Consider the following 17,008-nt stretch of genomic DNA (forward strand, 5'->3'; position numbering starts at 1 on the left):
AGAAAGCGGAATCACGAACCAGCCCTTTTTTAATAGGATATTGATATATGACCAGTAATCTTGTAAAGGAGCTCAGGTGATGAAAATTTGTGTGGTTGGCGCCGGGTATGTCGGTTTAACCCTATCAGCGGCACTGGCATCCATCGGACATGACATGATATGCACAGACAAAGACGTCAAAAAAATCGGGCAGCTGAAAAAAGGAGTCATTCCCTTTTACGAGCCTGGGCTTTCAGATGCAATACTTCGTTGCGGCAATCTCTCGTTTTCTTCTGAAGTGAAATCGAGCATGGAGGAATGTCCCGTTATTTTTATCGCAGTCGGAACTCCGCCGCGTTCGGACGGATCAGCTGATACGAAAGCCCTGCAGTCCGTCATCGGTGATTTAAGCGAGGCGATCCGATCGTATAAAACCATTATTACGAAAAGCACTGTTCCGCCCGGGACAAATGAAAACATAGCAAAACAGCTGATTGCCTCCGGAGTGTCTAAAAACCTCTTTAATATCGTATCCAATCCGGAGTTTCTGCGGGAAGGCAATGCCTTATATGACATGCTGCATCCTGACAAAACAGTCATCGGTGTTCAGGAAGAAGATCACGTATCGGCAGCCATCGTCAAATCCATTTACAAACACATTGATACCCCTTTTATCGTTACAAGCTTAGCGGGAGCAGAGCTGATCAAATATGCCAACAATTTCTTTTTAGCAGCCAAAATTTCGTTCATTAACGAAATGGCCCGCATATGTGAAGCCTATCAATCAGATATCTCAGATATTTCCCGCGCTATCGGTCTAGACCCAAGGATCGGGGAGCACTTTTTGCAGGCAGGCATCGGATACGGAGGCTCTTGTTTTCCAAAGGATCTGCAGGCGCTGCAATTTGCTGCCCAGAAAAAAAACACGGAGACCTTTCTGCTCCAAGCCGTGCAGCACATTAATGACACCCAGCTCGGCCTGTATATCAAAAAAATACAGTCATTCTTCGAAACACTTCAAGGCAAGAAAGCGGCTGTACTCGGCATTTCCTTCAAACCGAATACCGATGACATTAGGAATTCTCAGGCTGTCAGACTGATGGAAAGGCTGGCGGAGCTGGGATGTGATGTTCATGCATATGATCCTGAAGCTGTACTTCCAGAACATTTGCGGCAGCATGTAACTCAGCATTCTCAAGCTTTTGATGCGATCGAAGAAAGCGACTTTTTATTTTTGGCGACAGAATGGCCCGAGTTTTTAGCGTTTGATTGGAAAAAGGCTGCAGATATCATGAAAGGGCGTCTTGTGATAGACGGGCGCAACGTACTGAAAAAAGAACTGATCGAGGCTTGCGGCCTGATCTGTACGGGAGTTGGCCGTCCATGAAAATACTCGTCACAGGAGCAGCGGGCTTTATCGGCTCCCACCTCTGCGAAGAATTACTAAAAGATAAGAAACATAACATTATCGGAATCGATGACTTTATCGGTCCTACTCCATTTTCCATGAAACTAAAAAACCTTAAAACCCTGCTGCAAGAAAAGCGATTTACGTTCATAAAGGAAAATCTGCTGACAGCGGATCTTGCTCCCTTACTGGAAGGAGTGGACGTCATCTTTCATTTGGCGGCCATACCGGGTGTCCGCTCAAGCTGGGGCAATCATTTTCACCCATATGCCGCACATAATATCCAAGCGCTCCAAAGGCTCCTCGAGGCGTGCCGGGAACATTCTATTCAAACGTTCGTCTTTGCATCCACCTCTTCCGTGTATGGCGAAAAACAAGGAAAAGTCAGCGAAAACACGTCGCTTTCTCCTTTATCTCCGTACGGGGTAACTAAGCTTACGGGAGAAAAGCTTTGCCATGTGTATCAACAGAGCTTTAGCATTCCAATTGTGATTCTCCGTTTTTTTACCGTATACGGGCCAAGACAGCGGCCGGATATGGCTTTTCACCGGCTCATTAAGCAGCACCTTCAGCAAAAGCCGCTTACCATCTTCGGTGATGGGCAGCAGTCAAGAGATTTCACTTATATCAGCGACTGTGTCAAAGGCATCACCGCTGTTCTTGGGAAACCCCACCTTATTGGTGAAACAGTAAATATCGGCGGCGCAGAGCGTGCCTCAGTCTTAAAGGTTGTCTCCCTCATTGAGGATATTTCCGGTAGAAAAGCAACACTGCACTTTTCGGACAAAATAGCAGGGGAACCGCGCAACACGTGGGCGGATATTTCAAAAGCAAAACAGCTCTTGCATTATAATCCCGCCACATCCTTAAAGGATGGCTTGACCAACGAAATCACCTATTTATCGTCGCTGTATCAGGGGGAATAAAAATGAAGCTTGCCTTTATCTGTACAGAAAAGCTGCCGGCGCCCGCAGTACGCGGCGGCGCTATTCAAATGATGATTGACGGTGTCACGCCCTATTTCAGCAGCAGGTACGACCTGACCATTTTTTCAATAGAAGATCCATCGCTCCCAAAAAGAGAAACAAAAGACGGCGTACATTATATCCATCTGCCAAAAGAACATTACCGCGAGGCAGTAGCCGAAGAGCTGCGAGCCTCTTCCTTTGATCTCATTCATGTGTTCAACAGGCCTTTAAATGTCTCTTTATATAAAAAAGCCTCACCAAACAGCAAGATCGTTCTGAGCCTGCATAACGAAATGTTTTCTGAAAAAAAGATGACCTTCGCGCAAGGAAAAGAAGTACTCGACAATGTCTCCATGATCACAACTGTGAGCGAATTTATTAAACAAACCGTCATTGAACGTTTCCCTGAAGCCGAGGACATCACAAAAGTTGTGTATTCCGGCGTTGATTTAAACTCTTATCCGCCCGTATGGACGATGAAAGGCTCGGCTGTCAGAAAAACATACCGGAAAAAATACGGTATTGAAGATAAAAAAGTTATTTTATTCGCCGGCCGCTTAAGCCCGACAAAAGGACCTCACCTTCTCATTCACAGCATGAGACGGATTTTGCAGCAGCACCATGATGCTGTACTGGTCATAGCGGGCGGGAAATGGTTCAGCGATGACAGCGAAAACCAATATGTCACCTATCTGCGCACGCTGGCGCTGCCATACAGAGACCACATAATTTTTACAAAATTCATTCCCGCTGACGACATTCCAAACCTTTTTCTGATGGCAGATGTATTTGTGTGCAGCTCTCAGTGGAACGAACCCCTCGCCCGTGTGAATTATGAAGCAATGGCGGCCGGCACGCCCTTAATTACCACAAACCGGGGCGGAAACGGTGAAGTCGTAAAACACGAAGTCACCGGCCTTGTCATCGACAGCTACAACAAACCTTCTTCATTTGCAAAAGCAATTGACAGAGCCTTTACAGATCAAGAATTAATGAGCAAAATGACAAAAAACGCCCGAAAGCATGTAGAAGCTTTATTTACCTTTACCCATGCTGCCAAAAGGCTCAATACTGTTTACCAATCCATTCTGACCCCGAAAAACAAACAATTTCCGCCGCCTTTTCTGACGCAAAATTTTGATTTATCATCTATCAATCAGCTTTTTGTGAAAGCAAAAACATAAAACCTACAGCTCGTGTTGCAAAACGGGCTGTTTTTTTGCTGCAGAAAACATAAAAAAAGGCATAAATGTGACTTTATGCCTTGCGCTTTACGGTTTGAGAAAACCATGGAGCTGGTTTAGATTCACTTGGAAGAATGATGATTTCCACTTTAGCTTCTTCCGCTAAGTCTGGTTCTTCATCTTCATCCTCTTCTTCATATGGAGGCACTGAGCGTTTCGAATCACGCTCCTCCTCAGGCTCTAGAATGGTTTCGAATTTCGTTTCTTCTTCATCATCGACGATTTTGTGATCTGTTTCCTTTTCCTTCGTTTCTTCTTGATATTCTTTCGGTGCATTGATGTGAGGGAGCTCTCGAATGCTGCCCACATCTAAATGCTTCTCCTCTTCTTCCTTCTCAGCTGACATTGGGTCATGAGCCTGCCACCCCATCGGCCCAGGCGGTGTAAATACGAATTGGTCGAGATCCAGTTTAGAAATAGAGGCTTTTTGTCTCGATGACCTCATGTCAATTCGCCTCCCGATACGCTTTTATCTTTTTATACAGTTCCGGCAGTTTATCCAAAAACGAATCTTTAGATTCTTCAACAGAAATCATGTTTTGCAGCGCCCAGTTATATTTCTCATCTGACCACGTTTTCTTTTGCTTCAAATAATATTTGTGCCCGATTGCACAGAACAAATGCGGAAACGCGAGATCAATCCAAAGTACCTCGTACTGTTTTTCTGTGAGCGGATACACTGCGTCGTAGGCCGCAAGCAGTGCGACCATGAAATCAGTATCCCATACAGAAAGCTTAACCATCACTTTATTCAGCAGAATACGAAGGTCTCTTGACGGCAAATCGTAGGTAATCGAGTGAAGCTCCTTTAAAAAAGGCTCCCCTTCGATCTCTGTCAAACGTGCCAATGTAAAATCCTGAAAACAGAATCCGCCATGCTCGAGCGTTTCTTTTGTCCAGGTTTCGTATTCTGAGTCATCAAGCGCCTGAAGAGCTTCTTTTCCTCTTGCCAGCATTTTATCAGCATGTTTTAAGAAAGTTTGCGAAAATACGTCATCAGGATAGGATGCCGCGATCTGCATATTCCCTTCAAGTTCCTGCAGCTTCCATCGGTACAATTTATGCCATTTCCCCAGCCTGCTTCTCTTCTTGCTTTCATCTGTGCAAACATATCCTTTTGAGGCATGATGAAATTGGCCGGTAAATGACATGACTTTTTTCATTTGCTCTGCATCATAGTAAATCATTTCTTTTCCTGTCACTTTGTCATATAAGCTGTAAGAAACCTGATCCGTGCCCAAGCAGCTCCCGCCATTTTTTGTTTGATGAATCGGCGCTATCGGCAGCCCTTGCTCTTGTAAATGGGCGTGTGCCTGAGTGATAAAAAGCATCCGCTCCGGTTTCATTTGCGCTTCTTTTAGCAGCTTTGGGCCATGATCAGTTTCGACTTCCCAGATTTTGCGTCCGCTTTTGTTCGATTTCAGCGCCACATTGTCAATATGAAAAGGATAATAGCTGAGAATTTCGGACACAATCTGTTCTTCATGCTCTTTTTGGTACACTCTGTTCACCCCTTCTATCTGTTCTTTTCATAGACGCTGAGCAGATTTTCAGCCACCCTCTGCCAGCCGAATTTGTTTTCTGCCTCGCGGCGGCTGTATTTCCCAAGCCGTTCCCGCTTTTCCGAGCTGCTCAGCAAATCATTGATGCGTTCGGCATATTGTTTAGGATTTTCAAAGTCATGAATGATGTAGCCGTTTTTCCCTTCCTCTATGACCTCTGGATTGCCTCCCCGATTGCTTGTAATAATAGGAAGTCCCGCAGCCATCGCTTCATAATGCACCCTTGCTAAAGGCTCCTGCCATTGCGAAGAGCATACAAATACATCTGACATGGTATAAAGGCGCGGAATGTCCTTTGGCTTCACAAATTGAATAAATGTGACATGATCCTTTTGCATCGCACCAAGGGTATGAAGATGTTTGACATAGTTATTTAATTCATTATCTCCGAACCATTTTGACCCGATAAACACCATCATGACATCGGGGTGCTCCTCAATGATGTCCGGCAAAGCCTGCAATAATATGTGCGGGCCTTTGACTTTGCTAAGCCGGCCGACAAACAAGACGATTTTTTTGCCGTGAAGCCCCAGCTCGCTTCGCATCTCTTCGCGACCTCGCTGCCCTTCATTCGTCCAGCGAGGGTGGTACGTTTTTAAATCCACACCGGAATACACCGTTTTTGTTTTTGATCGTGCTGACGGAAAACGGCTTGTGATCGTCTGTCCGATATAATCGCTGACCGTAACAATCTGCGCTACGGAGTCGATGCAAATCTCGCCTTCCGCCTGGCTGATTTTATCGTAAGCGAACATTTCATTGTGAACGCTTAAAATAAAAACAGCATCCGGCGCCTGTTTCTTCAATTTCGGAACCCAGCTTGGGCGATTACAAACATGCACAAGATCAAAACGGCTCTTTTTCAGCTCTGCTCCAACGGCTTCTTCATAACGGTCTTCATCCAAATGCACATAATGGACACCGTCTACCTTCTCTCTATCAGCGAGATTCGGATCTTTAATAGAAAACACAGTCACCTCATGTTTTTTGGCAATTAAAGGGGCAACCGCTTCGAGGTAGATTTGAATGGCGCCTCCTCGAACCGATGGGACAGGAAGCTTCTCTGTGGCGATCAGTGCTATTTTCATACATAGCCTCCATTCCTGCATGATTTTTAACTAGTTAGAATCATGATACGGCTGAACAACCAACTTGTGCGGAATGGGACTGCCCTAAAAACAAAACGGGTAAACAACCAGATTCATCTATTAAATATAGTCAAATAACTCAATCATTTTTTCCTTTTGATTCATAAGGTAGGAGTAAAACAGGTAAGGATGTGTCCTTTAATGGCAGAAAACCATGAAGTCATTGAGGAGGGGAATTCATCAGAGCTTCCTTTATCAGCAGAAGATGCAAAAAAATTAACGGAGCTGGCTGAAAATGTGCTTCAAGGATGGGATGTGCAGGCTGAAAAAATAGACGTCATTCAGGGAAACCAGATGGCGCTTGTCTGGAAGGTCCACACAGGCTCCGGCGCGGTTTGTCTAAAACGAATACACAGGCCAGAAAAGAAAGCGTTGTTTTCCATTTTCGCGCAGGACTATTTAGCAAAAAAAGGCATGAATGTTCCTGGCATACTCCCAAACAAAAAAGGCAGCCTATATTCCAAGCACGGCTCATTTCTATTTGTCGTATATGACTGGATCGAAGGAAGGCCGTTTGAGCTGACTGTAAAGCAGGACTTGGAGTTTATCATGAAAGGCCTTGCTGATTTTCATACAGCTTCCGTCGGATATCAGCCGCCAAATGGCGTTCCCGTATTTACCAAATTAGGTCGCTGGCCGAATCACTACACGAAACGATGCAAACAGATGGAAACGTGGAAGCTGATGGCGGAGGCGGAAAATGAAGATCCTTTCTCACAGCTTTATCTTCAGGAGATAGATGGCTTTATTGAAGACGGGCTGCGCATCAAAGACCAGCTTTTGCAGTCGACCTATGTTCCATGGACTGAACAGCTGAAAAAAAGCCCTAACCTTTGCCACCAGGATTACGGAACCGGAAATACACTCTTAGGGGAAAATGAACAGATTTGGGTCATTGACTTAGATACCGTTTCATTTGATCTGCCTATTCGCGATTTGCGCAAAATGATTATTCCGCTTTTGGATACGACGGGCGTTTGGGATGAAGAAACATTTCATGTCATGCTGAACGCATACGAATCCAGAGCCCCATTAACTGAAGAACAAAAACAAGTCATGTTTATTGATATGCTGTTTCCTTACGAGCTTTACGATGTCATTCGCGAAAAATACGTCCGCAAGTCTGCTTTACCGAAGGAAGAATTAGAATCAGCTTTTGAATATGAACGCATTAAAGCAAACGCATTGCGGCAGCTTATTTAAGACCATCATTTCCCCCGCATATCGGGGGTTTGATCTTTATAAGATAAAGGGTAATTAAATACATGCGGAGGTTGCAAATATGAAAAAGATTGTCGGCGCTTTAGCCGTTTTTGTGATTACATATGCGCTGTTTTCAGCCGCAGGCTACCTGTTTCCTGTGGACCAAGAATGGTACAATTCATTGAAAAAACCGGACTGGACGCCAAGCGGAACTGCGATCGGCATCATTTGGGCCATCCTGTTTGCCCTGATCTCCCTTTCAGCAGCCATTGTATATGCTGCGTTTTCATTTAAAGGTGCGAAAAGCTTTTGGTTTACACTTTTGATAAATTACGTGCTCAATCAAGCCTTCAGCTATTTCCAGTTTACGCAAAAAAATCTGCTGGCTGCATCGCTTGACTGCCTGCTTGTCGCCATCACAGCAATCGTATTACTGATCATTGCCAAAAAATACAGCAGAGCCGCAAGCTATCTTCTTTTGCCTTATTTTTTATGGAGTGCATTTGCGACGTTCTTATCCTTTACAATCAATTCAATGAATCTGTGAACAAAAAAAGCCGCTTATACAGCGGCTTTTTCACATCATCGGCTTGATGCCCCAAATGTCCTTCGCATATTCCCGGATCGTGCGGTCGCTGGAGAAATATCCTGAATGAGCAATGTTTACAATCGAACGCTCAGACCATTTCCTTCGCTCTCGATAATCAGCTTGAATTCGCTCCTGCGCATCTGCATATGAGCTGAAATCCTTCAGCACAAAATACTCATCATTATGCGGAAGCAGCGAGTCAAAGATCGATTCAAATTCATCTGCTTCTCCTTCAAAAAAACCATTGATCAGCTGATCCGCTACCTGCCTGATTCTTCTGTCATGCTGATAATATTCCCTCGATCTATAGCCACCATTTTCCTGATACGATAGAACCTCATCCGCCTTTAAGCCGAACGTGTAAATACAGTCAGGGCCCACCCGCTCAAAGATCTCGATATTTGCGCCGTCATGCGTGCCGATCGTCAAAGCCCCGTTCATCATAAACTTCATATTCCCTGTACCAGACGCTTCCTTGCTTGCAGTTGAAATTTGCTCACTTACGTCTGATGCCGGAAAAATTCGCTCAGCCATAGAAACTCTATAATTTTCTAAAAAAACAACTTTGATCAGCTGTTTGACTGCCGGATCATAATTGACTTTTTCTGCGACAGAATGGATCAGCTTAATGATTTTCTTGGCATAATAATAGCTTGGTGAAGCCTTTGCCCCGAAAATAAAGGTTTGCGGGTAGATTGAAAACCCGGCGTCCTCCTTGAGGCGGTTATACAAATACATAATGTGAAGAACATTCAGCAGCTGCCGTTTATATGCATGAAGCCGTTTCACCTGTACGTCGAATATGCTGTCAGGGTTCACAACCACCCCGGCCGTGCAAAAAATCAAATCGGCAAGCTCTTGTTTTTTCTTGCTTTTGTTGTTTTGAAACTGTTCAATAAATGCAGGATCAGTGGCGTACGGTTCTAAACGGATCAGTGATTCCGGCTGTTTGACCCATTCATCGCCGATCGCCTCTGTAATGATGGCAGACAAGCCTGGATTCGCTTTTAACAGCCAGCGCCTGTGGGCAATTCCATTCGTCTTATTGTTAAAACGATTCGGAAACAGCAAGTGAAAGTCGCGCATCTCCCTTTCCATTAATATATCGGAATGTATTTTTGCAACGCCATTTACACTGTAACTGCCTACTATGGCCAGATGAGCCATTTTGACAACACCATGCGCTGTAATCGCCATGTCCTCTATCCTTTTCCAGTCTCCCGGATACTTTTCCCAAACTGCGCGGCAAAACCTCTCATTGATCTCTTCAATAATCATGTACATTCGCGGGAGCAGCGGCTTAAACAAATGAATCGGCCATTTCTCGAGCGCTTCTGACAATGTTGTATGATTTGTATAAGAAATCGTATGTACAGTGATATGCCAAGCTTCTTCCCAGCTCATGTTCTCTTCATCGAGCAAAATCCGCATCAGCTCAGGCACCGCAAGCGCAGGGTGAGTGTCATTAATATGAATGCTCACTTTTTTATGCAGGCCGGATAAAGATTTATGTGTTTTTCGGTAATTGTTCACAATGCTTTTTAAGCTTGCGCATACTAAAAAATACTGCTGCTTCAGCCGTAAAATTTTCCCCTCATCATGGGTGTCATCGGGATATAAGAATTCAGAAACCGCTTCTGTTTCCCGCTTATAAGACAAAATATTACCGCCGTGATAATGCGCATAGGGCTCGGCGTTCCAGAGCCTTAACGTGTTGACAGTGCCCGTTTCATAGCCGATGACCGGGATATCATAAGGAACAGCGGTAACAATTGTCGCTTGTTCGTGGCGAAAATGCAGGCGCCCGCTTTTTTCTGTCATATGGACTTCGCCCCAAAACGGCACGTCCACTGCTTGATCCGCATTCCTTACTTCCCATACGTTCCCGTTTTTCAGCCATTGCTCAGGCAGCTCCACCTGATGCCCGTCTACAATTTTTTGCTCAAACAAACCATGCTTATAACGTATGCCCATGCCGTGCCCAGGCAGGTTCAACGAAGCAAGCGAATCTAAAAAGCAAGCGGCCAAGCGCCCAAGTCCGCCATTGCCGAGACCTGCATCGTTCTCTATCTGAAGGATCTCCTCTAAATTGATGCCGATTTCCTTTAAACCAGCTTCTACAACATCACGAACACCAAGATTCATTAAGTTTTGCTCAAGGAGCTGACCGAGCAGAAATTCGATTGATAAATAATATGTCTGCTTCCCGGAATTTGATCTGCTTTTTTCATTCGTTTCGATCCAATCAGCGCTGATATACTCTCTGACCATATTGCCCAACGTTTTATATTGATCCAGCTTGGCAGAATCTTTAAAGCTTTTTCCGCACGTCATTTCCAGACGCTTTAAAAATAAGTCTGCAAAGCGTTCTTTACTCGAGAACATCCCGTCCACTCCTTGTCACCTGCTCGAAAATACGCTGATACTCTTTAGCCGACTTCCCCCAGCTGTAATCTGCATTCATTGCGGTCTTCACGATGCTCTTCCATACATCCTGTTGGCGATAAAACGCCAGCGCTCGTTCAATCGTAAATTTCAAATCATGCGCATTAAAGGCGGAAAACGTAAAACCATTGCCCGTTCCCTCTTCCTCCTGATAGGAACGGACAGTGTCGTAAAGACCGCCCGTTTCCCTGACAATCGGAATGGCGCCATATTGAAGAGCAATGAGCTGCCCCAAACCGCACGGCTCAAATTTCGACGGCATCAAAAACATATCAGAGCCCGCATAAATTTGATGGGCTAGCGGCTCATCAAACCCGATATAAGCTCGGCACTTCTCATGAAAAGCAAATTCTGCATACCGGAAATAATCTTCAAATTCATGTTCTCCTGTGCCTAGCACAACCAGCTGTATGTCTTGCTCCTCAAGAAGTTCGTGCATAATTCTGCGGACAAGATCAAGCCCCTTTTGTTTAGTGAGCCTTGTCACCATACTGATCAACGGAATATCGTTTTTCTCTGGAAGCCCCATCCGCCGTTGAAGCTTCGTTTTGTTTAACAACTTGCATGCAAGATCCCCTGAATCGTATTGCGCCTCTATATAAGGATCGCTTTTCGGCTGATAGAACGTATCATCAATGCCATTTAATATGCCGGTTACATCATTTTCCCTATATTGCAAAACCTGTTCCAACTGCTCACCATAATACGGAGTCAATATTTCATTTCTGTAAGTGGGGCTCACAGTTGTCACATGATCAGCCGCAATGATGCCCGCCTTCATAAAATTAACAAATCCGTTGCATTCTAACCTTTCATAATGAAAATGATCCATCTCAAGACCCAGCAAGTCATGTGTGACATCAGGAGGGAAAATACCTTGAAACTGCAGGTTGTGGATCGTGAGCACGCTTTTCATCCGTTCATAAAAAGGATGTTTTCTGTACTCCTCTTTCAGCAAATAATTGACCATCGCTGTATGCCAATCGTGAGTATGAACAATATCGGCTTGAACATTCACAACTTTGGCAGCCTCCAGTACAGCTCTTGAAAAAAAGGCAAACCGCTCACCGTCATCATAATGCCCGTACAACGAATCCCTGTTGAAATAGTACTCATTGTCGATGAAGTAATAATTCACATCATCTTCGGCCATATGTTCAATTCCGCAATATTGCTGCCGCCAGCCGACAGCTACCGTACACTCAGCCTGTTTTTTCATACGCTTTTTCCACGGTTCAGGTATTTGGCTGTACTTCGGCAGCATCACAGCTACTTCATTGCCTAATCGTGCAAGTGCCTTTGGCAGAGCACCTGCTACATCGGCAAGACCTCCTGATTTAACAAATGGGGTGCATTCTGACACAGCAAATAATATCTTCAAGAATTCATCAGCTCTCCTTGCACCAAACCTTTTCTTAATACAAGCGGCTGGTCAGCTGTTCCAGCAGCTTCCGTCGCCTTGCCGATTTTAACGTCCTTATCCGAAATGACCTGCTCAAGAAGACAATCCTCGCCAATCTGCGTTTTTTGCATAATAATACAGTTTTTCAGCTTCGTACCCTTTCCGACATGAACCGCCCTGAACAAAATGCAGTTTTCAACCTCTCCTTCAAGCACACAGCCGTTTGCCACCAAAGAATTTTTGACAGTGCTGTGCTTTCCGTATTTCGTAGGCGGCTCATCCTTCACTTTTGTATAGATCGGCTGCTGCGGCAAAAACACCTGCTGCCAAAAACGAGGCTGAATGAGCTCCATACTGTGGGTATAATATTTTTCCACCGAATCAATGACAGCGGCATAACCTGAATATTCATAAGGGCAAATGGTCAGGGCGGAAGATTCCTTTTCAACAGCCTCCTGAATGGTTTTATAGCCTTTTTCGCTATGTCCGTAGATCAGATCCTTTAAAAGCGTTGTTGACATGATATAGATTTGCAGCGACTGGCCGTCCTGAAATACCTCGGTGACGTCGCAGCCCACCTCCTGATGGCGTTTCAGCACATATTGAAATTGAATGTTGCATACGGTATGGCTGTTGGAGATTACAGCATATTGCTGAGTGCTTCTGTGGAAGTAATCTAGATGGTCCGAAAACTGGCGAAAGGAACCGAATTCATCGTATTCGTGATGAAGATGGGGGGACGGGAAAAAAAAGAGGCCGTCCTTTTTCCGGTGCAAATCCCATTCCTTACCCGCCCCAAGGTGATCCATGAGCGAACGGTAACGATACTTCGGAAAAATTGCAACACTCCTAATATCCGCATTCACCATGTTGGAAAGCATAAAATCAATCAGTCGGTACCTGCCGGCAAAAGGGATCGCCCCGAGCGACCGCTGTGCTGTTAAATCCTGAAGAGAATGCTTATATGTGGTTTCATCTATAACACCTAACATTTGATTATTGAACACTGACTCTGCCCCCTCTTCAGTAATTAAATCAATTCTTTTTCTACAAATTCCTCTGAAACGAGCAGCACCTCTTCAATGTCTTTTTCGGAGCGAATCACTGCGCCATCCGGCAGCACCATCCCATTAGGAACAATGGCATTTTCAATGACTACATGCTCCCCAATCGTCACATCCGGCATTATGACGGATGATGTAACAGTCGTATGCTTACCAACAGTCACACCTTGAAAAAGAACGGAGTGAGACACATTTCCATATACAACACAACCTTCGTTCACAAGCGAATCTTGAACCTGCGCATCAGATGAAATAAATTGCGGAGGCTGATTTGGATTGACGGAGTAAATTTTCCATTTGCGTTCAAACAGCTTCAGCTCCGAGTCCTCTTTTAACAAATCCATATTGGCTTCCCACAAGCTCTGCACCGTTCCGACATCCTTCCAATATCCCTTGAACGGATAAGCAGAAAGCTTCTTTTTCTCTTCCAAAAGCAGTGGAATAATGTCTTTGCCGAAGTCGTGGCTAGAATAAGGGTTTTGATCGTCCATCTCAAGATACTGTTTCAAAAGCGGCCAATTGAATATATAAATTCCCATTGAGGCAAGATTGCTCTTAGGGAATTTGGGCTTTTCATCAAAATGTGTGATCGTCCCATCTGGATTAGCCTTCATGATGCCGAACCGGCTTGCTTCCTCCCAGCCCACTTCGATGACAGAGATGGTCACATCTGCTTTCTTTTCAATGTGATAATCAAGCATTTTGCCGTAGTCCATCTTGTATATGTGATCTCCTGATAAAATCAGTACATACTCAGGATCATACTGATTCAAATAATTGAGATTTTCATAAATGGCGCTTGCCGTCCCTTTATACCATTTGACTTCTGATGACTCGGCATAAGGGGGTAAAACCGTCACGCCGCCATTATATCTATCCAGGTCCCATGCACTGCCGATCCCAATATAGGAATTCAGCTCAAGCGGCTGATATTGCGTTAAAATCCCGACTGTGTCTATGCCTGAATTAGAACAGTTGCTTAGGGTAAAATCAATAATCCTGTATTTTCCCCCGAAAGATACAGCCGGTTTGGCCATATTTTTTGTTAATCCGCTGAGACGGCTGCCCTTCCCGCCGGCAAGGAGCATGGCTACACATTGTTTTTTCATCTTTTTATCTCTCCTCTTTTTTTAACCGCCCGTAAAATCGAGATGCCGTAAGGGGGGATGGTCATCGTGATATAACACGGTTTATGATGAAGTGCTCCCTTTTTAGCCGATAATGGCTTTTTGTTGATTTGCCCTGAGCCTCCATATGTTTCACTGTCACTGTTAAGCACTTCAATGTATTGAGTAAAAAAAGGAACTCCAACATCATATTGATGATAGACCACGGGTGTAAAATTACAAATGATGACAAGCGCCTCACCGTGCTTTTTGCCATAACGAATAAAAGAAAAGATTGATTGTTCGTCATTATGGACATCAATCCATTCAAACGATTGTGCACGATGGTCATGCTCATAAAGGATTTTGCTTTTTTGGTAAAAGCGGAGAAGATCTTGCGTAAAAACGCTGGCTTTCTGATGCATGGGGAAGGAGTCCAAAAACCAATCAAGCTGTTCTGTATCTTTCCATTCATCAAATTGGGCAAACTCTGATCCCATAAAGATCAATTTCTTTCCGGGATGCACTGTCATATAGCCCAGCAAAAGCCGATACTGGGCAAATTTCTGCCAGTAGTCGCCAGGCATTTTATTAAGAAGTGATTTTTTTCCGTATACGACTTCATCATGAGAAAACGGCAATACAAAATGCTCACTAAACGCATATAGTAATGAAAAAGAGATAAGCTGATGACAATGCCGCCTTTCTTCGGGTGGCGTCTCCATGTATTTCAGTACGTCATTCATCCATCCCATATTCCATTTATAATGAAAACCAAGCCCCCCTTCCTCAACGGCACCTGTCACTTGAGGCCATTCTGTAGAATCTTCCGCAATCATCATCACATGGGGATATGCCTCTCTCATGGTTTGATTGAGTTTTTTTAAAAACTCAACAGCATATGGATTCGTGTGGCGTTCATCCTGATTTGGCCAATACAGGATATTAGCCACTGCATCAACCCTAAATCCATCTATATGATAGAATTCCGCCCAGTACAACGCATTCGAAATTAAAAAACTATGAACTTCCGGTTTCCCCAGGTCAAAGTTTGCAGTGCCCCATAACCAGTTCTCCCGATCACGTTCTTCTTTGTATTCATAAAGCGGTTCTCCATCAAACATATAAAGGCCATGTGCATCTTTACAAAAATGTCCGGGGACCCAATCCAAAATGACTCCGATATTTTGTTGATGACATTCATCCACAAACTTCATCAGATCATGCGGGGTGCCAAACCTGCTTGTCGGGCTGTAATACCCCGTTCCTTGGTACCCCCATGAACGATCATATGGATGCTCATACACCGGAAGCAGTTCAATATGGGTAAACCCATGCTCCTTGATATAAGGGATAAGCGTCTGACTTAATTCTTTATAGGAATAATGCCTGCCATCAGAATGCTTCTTCCAAGACCCAAGATGCAGTTCATAAATGAAAACAGGTTTTTCATACAGCGTCTTAGCCTTCTGTTTCTTTTGCCATTTTTGATCTTGCCAGCTGTACCCTTCCAAATCGTAAGTAAATGACGCTGTGTTTGGTCTGACTTCTGAATAAATAGCGTATGGATCTGCCTTCAGCCTGATCTCACCGTTATTCGTCACGATTTCATATTTATATCGTTCCTTTTCTCCTAAACCTGGAATAAATAACGTCCAAATACCACTATCATTCACTCTGTGCATCACATGCTCTTCTCCAGACCAGCTGTTAAAATCTCCAGCCACTCGTACTTCCGACGCATGAGGCGCCCACACACAGAATTCATATCCGCTTTTGCCATTCAGCTCGCGGTAATGCGAGCCAAACAGCTGATAGCTTTTAAACAGACTGCCTTCGTGAAAAAGATAAACATCATGTGCTGTCGGGCTGGCAGCGGCCATGTAATCATCCTTTCTGACATCATAGTTTTCATTTATAGTATTTATTCGAAGAAATAAAAAAAAGCCCTTTGCTGAAAGCGCTTATACTTATAGACAATTAACTTCATTTTCTGAAGAAAAACGAAATATATGGAGATTTTTGTAGTCTGTTTTTAAAATAGAGAACAAAATCTAAGACATATCATGATTTAGAAAACAAAAAAACCTTGCAGGATATGCAAGGCTTCTGGATGACCCGTACGGGATTCGAACCCGTGTTACCGCCGTGAAAGGGCGGTGTCTTAACCGCTTGACCAACGGGCCGAAAATTATTATATCTGTAATCATATGGCGGAGAAGGAGGGATTTGAACCCTCGCGCCGCTTACACGACCTACACCCTTAGCAGGGGCGCCTCTTCAGCCACTTGAGTACTTCTCCATTTGGCTCCACAGGCAGGATTCGAACCTGCGACCGATCGGTTAACAGCCGATAGCTCTACCACTGAGCTACTGTGGAATACAAAAGTCATGGTGGGCCTGAATGGACTCGAACCATCGACCTCACGCTTATCAGGCGTGCGCTCTAACCAGCTGAGCTACAGGCCCATGACGATATAGAAATGGAGCGGGTGATGGGAATCGAACCCACGACATCAGCTTGGAAGGCTGAGGTTTTACCACTAAACTACACCCGCAATTTTTATTTGGGGCGATTGATGGGAATCGAACCCACGAATGCCAGAGCCACAATCTGGTGCGTTAACCACTTCGCCACAACCGCCAAAATATATTGATAAATGGTGGCTCGGGACGGAATCGAACCGCCGACACACGGATTTTCAGTCCGTTGCTCTACCAACTGAGCTACCGAGCCTAAGTATTTAAATGGCGGTCCGGACGGGACTCGAACCCGCGACCTCCTGCGTGACAGGCAGGCATTCTAACCAACTGAACTACCGGACCATTTTAAAATTTGGTTGCGGGGGCAGGATTTGAACCTGCGACCTTCGGGTTATGAGCCCGACGA

At 44.6% G+C, this 17,008-nt stretch carries 13 protein-coding genes and 9 tRNA genes (1 of these 22 only partly in view); 5 read left to right on the forward strand and 17 right to left on the reverse strand.

The annotated features are described in order from the left end of the window. Nucleotides 1-79 precede the first annotated feature (79 nt). Genes NSU05_RS15420 through NSU05_RS15430 form a run of 3 tightly spaced genes read left to right on the forward strand, consistent with a single transcriptional unit; the run spans nucleotide 80 to nucleotide 3,539 of the window. The gene (locus tag NSU05_RS15420; RefSeq protein WP_038429502.1) at nucleotides 80-1,366 is read left to right on the forward strand and encodes a UDP-glucose/GDP-mannose dehydrogenase family protein; all 1,287 of its coding nucleotides are present in this window, start codon (nucleotides 80-82) and stop codon (nucleotides 1,364-1,366) included. Next, a complete protein-coding gene (locus NSU05_RS15425) occupies nucleotides 1,363-2,313 on the forward strand; it encodes an NAD-dependent epimerase/dehydratase family protein (RefSeq protein WP_038429503.1) in 951 nt (316 codons plus the stop codon). Before NSU05_RS15420 ends, NSU05_RS15425 begins: the two co-directional genes overlap by 4 nt. A gap of 2 nt (nucleotides 2,314-2,315) precedes the next feature. Beyond that, nucleotides 2,316-3,539 carry a glycosyltransferase family 4 protein gene (locus NSU05_RS15430; RefSeq protein ID WP_038429504.1) on the forward strand — a complete coding sequence of 408 codons (1,224 nt, stop codon included), beginning with the start codon at nucleotides 2,316-2,318 and terminating at the stop codon, nucleotides 3,537-3,539. Between the two features lie 73 nt (nucleotides 3,540-3,612). Here NSU05_RS15430 and NSU05_RS15435 read toward each other — a convergent pair whose 3' ends face one another. The 3 genes from NSU05_RS15435 to cotSA are packed head-to-tail and all read right to left on the reverse strand — an operon-like array spanning nucleotide 3,613 to nucleotide 6,249. Continuing rightward, the gene (locus tag NSU05_RS15435) at nucleotides 3,613-4,044 is read right to left on the reverse strand and encodes a hypothetical protein (protein WP_038429505.1); all 432 of its coding nucleotides are present in this window, start codon (nucleotides 4,042-4,044) and stop codon (nucleotides 3,613-3,615) included. Between the two features lies 1 nt (nucleotide 4,045). After that, on the reverse strand, nucleotides 4,046-5,101 hold the full coding sequence (gene cotS / locus NSU05_RS15440) for a spore coat putative kinase CotS (protein ID WP_038429506.1): 1,056 nt from the start codon (nucleotides 5,099-5,101) through the stop codon (nucleotides 4,046-4,048). Nucleotides 5,102-5,115: 14 nt separating this feature from the next. Beyond that, on the reverse strand, nucleotides 5,116-6,249 hold the full coding sequence (gene cotSA, locus NSU05_RS15445; RefSeq protein ID WP_038429507.1) for a spore coat protein CotSA: 1,134 nt from the start codon (nucleotides 6,247-6,249) through the stop codon (nucleotides 5,116-5,118). Nucleotides 6,250-6,438: 189 nt separating this feature from the next. Here cotSA and cotI point away from each other — a divergent pair, with 189 nt between their 5' ends. Together cotI and NSU05_RS15455 are read left to right on the forward strand one after the other, a co-directional pair. Beyond that, entirely contained in the window at nucleotides 6,439-7,512 is a 1,074-nt protein-coding gene (cotI, locus tag NSU05_RS15450; protein WP_082200970.1) for a spore coat kinase CotI, read from the forward strand. Nucleotides 7,513-7,591: 79 nt separating this feature from the next. Continuing rightward, the gene (locus NSU05_RS15455; protein ID WP_003229024.1) at nucleotides 7,592-8,059 is read left to right on the forward strand and encodes a TspO/MBR family protein; all 468 of its coding nucleotides are present in this window, start codon (nucleotides 7,592-7,594) and stop codon (nucleotides 8,057-8,059) included. Between the two features lie 30 nt (nucleotides 8,060-8,089). On the opposite strand, the gene glgP is transcribed toward NSU05_RS15455, so the two are convergent. From glgP to NSU05_RS15525, 14 genes are all read right to left on the reverse strand, one after another. Continuing rightward, complete coding sequence (gene glgP, locus NSU05_RS15460; RefSeq protein WP_038429509.1) at nucleotides 8,090-10,486, reverse strand: glycogen phosphorylase GlgP; 2,397 nt, start codon at nucleotides 10,484-10,486, stop codon at nucleotides 8,090-8,092. Next, nucleotides 10,473-11,927 (reverse strand): glycogen synthase GlgA, encoded by a 1,455-nt coding sequence (gene glgA, locus NSU05_RS15465; RefSeq protein WP_038429510.1) that lies wholly within the window; start codon nucleotides 11,925-11,927, stop codon nucleotides 10,473-10,475. The genes glgP and glgA overlap by 14 nt, the downstream gene beginning before the upstream one ends. Next, nucleotides 11,924-12,955: a glucose-1-phosphate adenylyltransferase subunit GlgD gene (glgD, locus tag NSU05_RS15470; protein ID WP_080286227.1), complete on the reverse strand. Its 1,032-nt coding sequence runs from the start codon at nucleotides 12,953-12,955 to the stop codon at nucleotides 11,924-11,926. Before glgD ends, glgA begins: the two co-directional genes overlap by 4 nt. A gap of 23 nt (nucleotides 12,956-12,978) precedes the next feature. Further along, nucleotides 12,979-14,121, reverse strand: coding sequence for a glucose-1-phosphate adenylyltransferase (locus tag NSU05_RS15475; RefSeq protein WP_003229018.1), 1,143 nt, complete (start codon nucleotides 14,119-14,121; stop codon nucleotides 12,979-12,981). Then, the gene (glgB, locus tag NSU05_RS15480) at nucleotides 14,118-16,001 is read right to left on the reverse strand and encodes a 1,4-alpha-glucan branching enzyme (protein ID WP_038429511.1); all 1,884 of its coding nucleotides are present in this window, start codon (nucleotides 15,999-16,001) and stop codon (nucleotides 14,118-14,120) included. The genes NSU05_RS15475 and glgB overlap by 4 nt, the downstream gene beginning before the upstream one ends. 231 nt (nucleotides 16,002-16,232) lie before the next feature. Continuing rightward, nucleotides 16,233-16,304, reverse strand: a tRNA-Glu gene (locus NSU05_RS15485). 25 nt (nucleotides 16,305-16,329) lie between these two features. Next, nucleotides 16,330-16,420, reverse strand: a tRNA-Ser gene (locus NSU05_RS15490). Between the two features lie 3 nt (nucleotides 16,421-16,423). After that, a tRNA-Asn gene (locus NSU05_RS15495) sits at nucleotides 16,424-16,498 on the reverse strand. Between the two features lie 12 nt (nucleotides 16,499-16,510). Continuing rightward, nucleotides 16,511-16,587: transfer RNA gene (locus NSU05_RS15500), tRNA-Ile, on the reverse strand. 15 nt (nucleotides 16,588-16,602) lie between these two features. Then, nucleotides 16,603-16,676 (reverse strand) — tRNA-Gly (locus tag NSU05_RS15505). Nucleotides 16,677-16,686: 10 nt separating this feature from the next. Next, a tRNA-His gene (locus NSU05_RS15510) sits at nucleotides 16,687-16,762 on the reverse strand. Between the two features lie 17 nt (nucleotides 16,763-16,779). Beyond that, nucleotides 16,780-16,855 (reverse strand) — tRNA-Phe (locus tag NSU05_RS15515). 12 nt (nucleotides 16,856-16,867) lie between these two features. Then, nucleotides 16,868-16,944 (reverse strand) — tRNA-Asp (locus NSU05_RS15520). 11 nt (nucleotides 16,945-16,955) lie between these two features. Continuing rightward, nucleotides 16,956-17,008: transfer RNA gene (locus NSU05_RS15525), tRNA-Met, on the reverse strand (it continues 24 nt past the right edge of the window).

The organism is Bacillus sp. EU52, from assembly GCF_037964975.1.
GTDB lineage: Bacteria > Bacillota > Bacilli > Bacillales > Bacillaceae > Bacillus > Bacillus subtilis.

Bases quoted from the DNA above. Each gene is read 5' to 3' on its own strand.
- NSU05_RS15420 (WP_038429502.1), top strand. From the start codon at position 80: ATGAAAATTTGTGTGGTTGGCGCCGGGTATGTCGGTTTAACCCTATCA.
- NSU05_RS15425 (WP_038429503.1), top strand. From the start codon at position 1,363: ATGAAAATACTCGTCACAGGAGCAGCGGGCTTTATCGGCTCCCACCTC.
- NSU05_RS15430 (WP_038429504.1), top strand. From the start codon at position 2,316: ATGAAGCTTGCCTTTATCTGTACAGAAAAGCTGCCGGCGCCCGCAGTA.
- NSU05_RS15435 (WP_038429505.1), bottom strand. From the start codon at position 4,044: ATGAGGTCATCGAGACAAAAAGCCTCTATTTCTAAACTGGATCTCGAC.
- cotSA (WP_038429507.1), bottom strand. From the start codon at position 6,249: ATGAAAATAGCACTGATCGCCACAGAGAAGCTTCCTGTCCCATCGGTT.
- cotI (WP_082200970.1), top strand. From the start codon at position 6,439: ATGTGTCCTTTAATGGCAGAAAACCATGAAGTCATTGAGGAGGGGAAT.
- NSU05_RS15455 (WP_003229024.1), top strand. From the start codon at position 7,592: ATGAAAAAGATTGTCGGCGCTTTAGCCGTTTTTGTGATTACATATGCG.
- glgP (WP_038429509.1), bottom strand. From the start codon at position 10,486: ATGTTCTCGAGTAAAGAACGCTTTGCAGACTTATTTTTAAAGCGTCTG.
- NSU05_RS15475 (WP_003229018.1), bottom strand. From the start codon at position 14,121: ATGAAAAAACAATGTGTAGCCATGCTCCTTGCCGGCGGGAAGGGCAGC.
- glgB (WP_038429511.1), bottom strand. From the start codon at position 16,001: ATGGCCGCTGCCAGCCCGACAGCACATGATGTTTATCTTTTTCACGAA.